This window comes from Methylorubrum suomiense (assembly GCF_022179765.1).
GTDB classification, from domain to species: Bacteria; Pseudomonadota; Alphaproteobacteria; order Rhizobiales; family Beijerinckiaceae; genus Methylobacterium; species Methylobacterium suomiense.
In genome coordinates this window covers 1-1,369 of record NZ_BPRE01000042.1, presented here as the reverse complement: position 1 = coordinate 1,369, position 1,369 = coordinate 1, and the positions used below count along the sequence as shown (strand labels likewise).

At 70.0% G+C, this 1,369-nt stretch carries 2 protein-coding genes and 1 pseudogene; all 3 read right to left on the bottom strand.

Annotated elements, in window-relative coordinates; translation table 11 throughout:
* Positions 1 to 220 (bottom strand): annotated as a pseudogene (locus tag MFF26_RS26320) (hypothetical protein); the annotation flags it as partial.
* 85 nt (positions 221 to 305) lie between these two features.
* Complete coding sequence (locus MFF26_RS26315; protein WP_238308963.1) at positions 306 to 572, bottom strand: hypothetical protein; 267 nt, start codon at positions 570 to 572, stop codon at positions 306 to 308.
* Between the two features lie 312 nt (positions 573 to 884).
* Positions 885 to 1,298, bottom strand: coding sequence for a hypothetical protein (locus tag MFF26_RS26310; protein WP_137831628.1), 414 nt, complete (start codon positions 1,296 to 1,298; stop codon positions 885 to 887).
* Positions 1,299 to 1,369 lie beyond the last annotated feature (71 nt).

The window sequence follows — 1,369 nt, the reverse complement described above, 5'->3', positions numbered from 1 at the left end:
GATCGATGCGCTTGGCGGCAAGCTCCTGCGCCAGGACGTCGACACGCCGATTGACATGGACTTCGCGGTAGGCGCCCGGCTCCCACGGATCGGGAACGTTGGCGCGGCCGACGACGACCTCGCGGTCGCTGGCAAGGCGCGGCAGCGGGCGGCGGGACGGTGCGGCGCGTCCGCGCTTGCGGGTTGCAGAGATGGAGATGGACGAAGCGGCGACGGACACGAGCCAGACCTCGAGGAGGGCACAACCGGATCGGGCGCCCGTTATTCACGGGATCGTGCGCCGGTTTCCTCACCGTCAAGAGGAATTAACGCGCCGCGTCGTCTTGGCTGTCGGCGCGGTTCTTCGCCTCGACGATCCGCTCGCAGGCCCTGATCCTGATACGGTCGAACGTCGCCCGGCTGCGCCCGGTCCGCAGGCAGTATTCCGAAACGGAACCGCCGACCCCGCCGCCGGTCGCCATGGATCGCGCCCACAGCAACAGGATATGCCGTTCCTCGCTCTTCTCGCCGAGGACGGTGCCGGAGAACGCCAGCAGGTCGAAGGTCGCGTCTGGGGTGACGCCGGCCGCCACATGGAGCGTGCTCCCGCGCGGGGCGTAGATCGGCGCATAGGGCATCGCCCGGAACGCAGCCTTCAGCCAGCGTTCGACATCGGCACGGGTCCACGGATCAGCGCGACGGGCAGGCGGGTCAGGTCCTTCGATCCGGGGCGGCATACGATCCTGATGTGGGCTCCCGTCAGCGGCCCCGCCGCACGGTCGGCGCAACGGTCACACAGACCGGCACAGCCCCACGCCCGGCCCGCCGCGCGACTGCGGGCGCAGCCTGCGCGCAGGCCTGCATCGTCGGGAACGGCCGCTCCGGTGCGGAGACGGCCAGGAGGATCAGGACGACGGGCATGGGTCGGCCGCCTCCCCACTACGTCCGACCAACTCATCGGACCATGCCCACGGCGCCCGTTCGAGCTTCGGCCCCGTCTTGGCCGCCATAACCATGCGGAAACCGGCACAGAGGCGCGTCGGCTTGCCGTCGGGCCCCTTGTCGTGGTGGCACCCGAAAGGATGATCCTCGACGAGGCATTTTAGGGCGTCGAGGGCGGTCGCTGGTGCCTTCGTGTTCGGGAAGGTGCCGGCGGTGAAAGCGCACGAGGCGCATCGCGCCGGCGGCTCGATCCCCATGGCGCGGATCTGCGCTTCCGCCTCGTCCGCGTAGCGGGCGAGGGCCGCAGGTAGCGCCTCGATCGCCTCCCCGATTTCCCCACGGGTGCAGGGCCGTCCCAGCTTCTCGATCGCATCCATGGGTGCTCTCCTCACGTCCGAAACAGCCAGATCGGCACCGAGTCGGCCGGGTTGGTCAGGGCGGTGGCGAC